The following is a 4,090-nucleotide window of genomic DNA, read 5'->3' as shown; positions in this document are numbered from 1 at the left end:
TGTCTTCCTCGTCGCCGATCGGGGTTTCAAGGCTGATCGGTTCCTTGGCGATCTTCATCACCTTGCGGACCTTTTCCAGCGGCATTTGCAGCTTTTCAGCCAGTTCCTCGGGCGTCGGTTCGCGGCCGATTTCGTGCAGCATCTGGCGACCGGTGCGGACCAGCTTGTTGATCGTTTCGATCATGTGCACCGGAATACGGATGGTGCGGGCCTGATCCGCGATCGAGCGAGTGATCGCCTGACGGATCCACCATGTCGCATAGGTCGAGAATTTATAGCCGCGGCGGTATTCGAACTTGTCGACCGCCTTCATCAGGCCGATGTTGCCTTCCTGAATAAGATCAAGGAATTGCAGGCCGCGGTTGGTGTATTTCTTGGCGATCGAGATCACCAGACGCAGGTTGGCCTCGACCATTTCTTTCTTGGCCTGACGCGCCTCTTTCTCGCCCTTCTGGACCTGCTGCACGATCCGGCGGAATTCGCTGATATCGACGCCGACATATTGCCCGACCTGAGCCATGTCGTTGCGCAGTTCCTCGACCTTGTCGGCCGAGCGTTCGATCAGCGCCTGCCAGCCGCGACCGGCTTTCTCGGCCATGCGCTCCATCCAGGCGGGGTCCAGTTCATAGCCGCGATATTCGTCGACGAATTCACGGCGGTTGATCCGGGCCTGATCGGCCAGTTTCACCATGGCGCTGTCGATCTGCATGATCTTGCGATTGATGCCATAAAGCTGGTCAATCAGCGCCTCAATGCGGTTGTTGTGCAGGTGCAGTTCATTCACCAGCTCGACGATTTCCGAGCGCAGCTTTTGATAGGCGGATTCTTCGGTGGCCGAGAACGACCCGTCCTCGTTCAGCGTCGCCGACATCCGTTGATCCTGCATATCGGCCAGCAGCGTGTAATCGCGGGCGATCAGGTCCAGCGTCTCCAGCACGCGCGGTTTCAGCGCGGCTTCCATCGCGGCCAGCGACATGTTGGCCTGTTCGTCATCTTCGTCGTCATCATCCGAACTGATCGGGTTGCCGTCCGCATCCAGTTCCGGCGTGTCGTCTTTCTTTTGCTCGGCCCCGACGCCGGTGGCGTCCAGACCGTTGACCACAACCGGGCTGTCGTCTTCGCCGTCTTCTTCGATCGAGCGGCCAAAGGTCGCGTCCAGATCGATCACATCGCGCAGCAGAATGTCTTCGCTGAGAAGTTCGTCGCGCCAGATGGTGATGGCCTGAAAGGTCAGCGGGCTTTCGCACAGACCGGCGATCATGGTGTTGCGGCCGGCCTCGATGCGCTTGGCGATGGCGATTTCGCCCTCGCGCGACAGCAACTCGACGCTGCCCATCTCGCGCAGATACATGCGCACCGGGTCATCGGTGCGGTCCAGCTTTTCGGTTTCAGAGGTGGAAACCGCGAGTTCACGCGAATTCGAGGTTTCGGTCAGAGCGCCGCCGGATTTCGAGTCATCCTCGTCGGCCTCTTCCTCTTCGATGATGTTGATGCCCATTTCGGACAGCATCGACATCACGTCCTCGATCTGTTCCGAGGCAACCTGATCCGGCGGCAGCACCTGATTGAGTTGTTCGTAGGTGATATACCCACGCTCGCGCGCCTCGGCGATCATCTTCTTGACCGCGGCCTGGCTCATGTCCAGAGCCATCTCCTGATCCTGATCGTCCTGCTGCTTGCTGTCGTCGGTGTCTTTTGCGGCCATTCTCTGCTCCTTAGGGCGGGGAAGCTGATTCGGTCCCTCGGTTGAACCGAATCAATAGCGCGAATCACGCGCCTGCACACCCGTCTACCTGTGATTCTTTAGCGTTTCCTGCCAGCGCCGTCACGGTCACCTCCGCCGGCCCTTGCCAAAGTCGATCTGCCCCAGCAGCGCATCGAAGGCGCTGCGTTCGTCCCGGCTGATCCGGGCACCGTTGGGGCCGATGTCATATTCTCCCTTGTCTTCCGTATCACCACGCCCGGCGCGGTTGCGCGCTTCGGCGGCTTGGCTCAGCCGCCATGTCAGCCCTTCGTCCACCAAACCCTGCATATCGTGGATCGCGTCTTCGATTTCGCGGATGGCACCGCGTTCCGCGTCCAGCTTGGCCAGTTCTTCGGCCAGACACAACCGGGCCTTTTCAATGTTGTCCGGGTCCTGCATCGGCGGCGCTATCTGCACATGGCGCAGGGCAAACAGCTTTTCAAGAGGCGCCTCGCCCACCACCTGCGCCAGATCGCGCTTCAGCGTCTCGACATCGGTCTGGCCCAACTGCCGCAGCAATTCCGCCTGAATGCGCCGGTGATCGGCGGCATGACAAACCAGACCTTCCAGTTCGCTGACAAATTCCTCCATCAGCGCCGGATGGCTGATGAAGGTCGCCAGAATAACCGCCTCGCGCAGTTCATGGCCAAAGCCGGCGGCGGCGGACACCAGAACCGAGCTTTTCGTGCTGGCCTGCGCCGGTGCCGGTTGTTTCTTGCCGGGGCGCCATTTGCCCGGGCGCTGAGGCGTTTTGCGCTGGCCGAACAGTTCCCAACGCAGGCGCTTGATCTCTTCGCCATAATGGCCGCGGATCGACGGGTCCTTGATCCGGGCGATCGTCGCGCGCAGGTCCTTGTCCAGCGCTGCCTTGCGCTCGGGGCTGTCGAAATTGCGGCCTTCGGTCTCGCGTTGCCACAGCAGATCGACCATCGGGCGCGCGGCGGCGATCAGGCTTTGCATCGCCGTCGCGCCACCGGCGCGGATCACATCGTCCGGGTCCTGCCCCTGCGGCATCAGGGCAAAGCGCAGCCCCTGCCCGGCCTCGACCAGCGGCAGCGCCAGATCCATCACCCGCAGCGCCGCGTTCAGACCGGCCTTGTCGCCGTCCAGCGCGATGATCGGTTCCGGGCTGATCCGCCACAGCATGTGCAATTGCTGATCCGTCACCGCCGTGCCCAAAGGCGCGACAGTCGCGCCGAACCCGGCCTCGGACAGGGCGATCACGTCCATATAGCCCTCGGCCACGATCAAAGGCTGACCCTTGCCGGTCGCCTCGCGGGCGCGGGCGTGATTGAACAGGGTTCGGGATTTGTCGAACAGATCGGTCTCGGGGCTGTTCAGGTATTTCGCATTTTCGGTCGGGTCCATGGCGCGACCACCAAAGGCAATCGCCCGCCCGCGCGCGTCGCGGATCGGGAACATGATCCGGTCACGAAACACATCATAGGGATTGCGGCCCTTGTCCGACGGCTTGGCCAGACCGGCGCCAAGGATCAGCTCGGGCGCCACGCCCTTGCCGGTCAGATGGTCCCACAGGTTCTGCCAACCCGGCGGGGCAAAGCCGATCTCCCAGCGGTCCAGCGCCGCCTCGGACAGGCCACGCCGCGCCAGATAGTCCCGCGCCGGGGCGGCGGCGGCGGTTTTCAGTTGCAGGCGAAAGAACTGCACCGCCTGCTCCATCACCCCGATCAGCAGGCTGCGGTGATCGGCCTTTTCCACCGCGCGCGGATCGCGTTCCGGCATCGGCATCCCGGCCTCGCCCGCCAGAATCTCGACCGCTTCCATGAAGCCGACATTCTCGGTCTCGCGGACAAAGCTGATCGCGTCGCCCTTGGCGTGGCAGCCGAAGCAATAATAATAACCTTTTTGGTCATCGACGTGAAAGCTAGCCGATTTTTCCTGATGGAACGGGCATGGCGCCCACATGTCACCTTTGCCGGGATTCGACTTGCGCTGATCCCACATGACCTTGCGACCCACGACCTGAGACAGGGACGTGCGCGTGCGCAATTCGTCAAGGAATCCGGGAGGCAGGCTCATGACAAACTATATTGGCTGAGCGGCGGCCAGAGTCCAGATGACTCGGGGCCGCCGCCGGTTTTCACAACCCTTTGGCGCGATAGCTGGTCGCCACCCGTTCGATCCCGACCAGATAGGCCGCCGTGCGCAGGTCAGCCACGTCGTTGCGGCTGTGCCAGACCTCGCGCATCGACTGGTAAGCGGTGCGCATCGTGTCATCCAACCCCGAGCGCACCAGTTCCAGTTCATCCGCGCCGCGCAGGTATTTTTCCTTGAAATGCGGGGTTGGCGACCATGTTTTGCCCAAGGCCACGGACAGGTTTTCCA

2 protein-coding genes and 1 pseudogene are annotated in these 4,090 nt (G+C 62.0%); all 3 read right to left on the bottom strand.

Features of this window, described 5'->3' with window-relative positions:
• A partial coding sequence (rpoD, locus tag ABYW26_RS11470; RefSeq protein ID WP_372605015.1) for an RNA polymerase sigma factor RpoD occupies positions 1-1,705 on the bottom strand: 1,705 nt, incomplete at its 3' end.
• A gap of 126 nt (positions 1,706-1,831) precedes the next feature.
• On the bottom strand, positions 1,832-3,784 hold the full coding sequence (dnaG, locus tag ABYW26_RS11465) for a DNA primase (protein WP_372605013.1): 1,953 nt from the start codon (positions 3,782-3,784) through the stop codon (positions 1,832-1,834).
• Positions 3,785-3,845: 61 nt separating this feature from the next.
• Positions 3,846-4,090 (bottom strand): annotated as a pseudogene (locus ABYW26_RS11460) (glutamate dehydrogenase); the annotation flags it as partial.

The sequence above is a fragment of the Actibacterium sp. genome (genome assembly GCF_041584535.1).
Classification (GTDB): Bacteria; Pseudomonadota; Alphaproteobacteria; order Rhodobacterales; family Rhodobacteraceae; genus Actibacterium_D.
The sequence above is the reverse complement of the archived record's forward strand: the minus strand, read 5'-3'. Positions and strand labels throughout refer to the sequence as shown.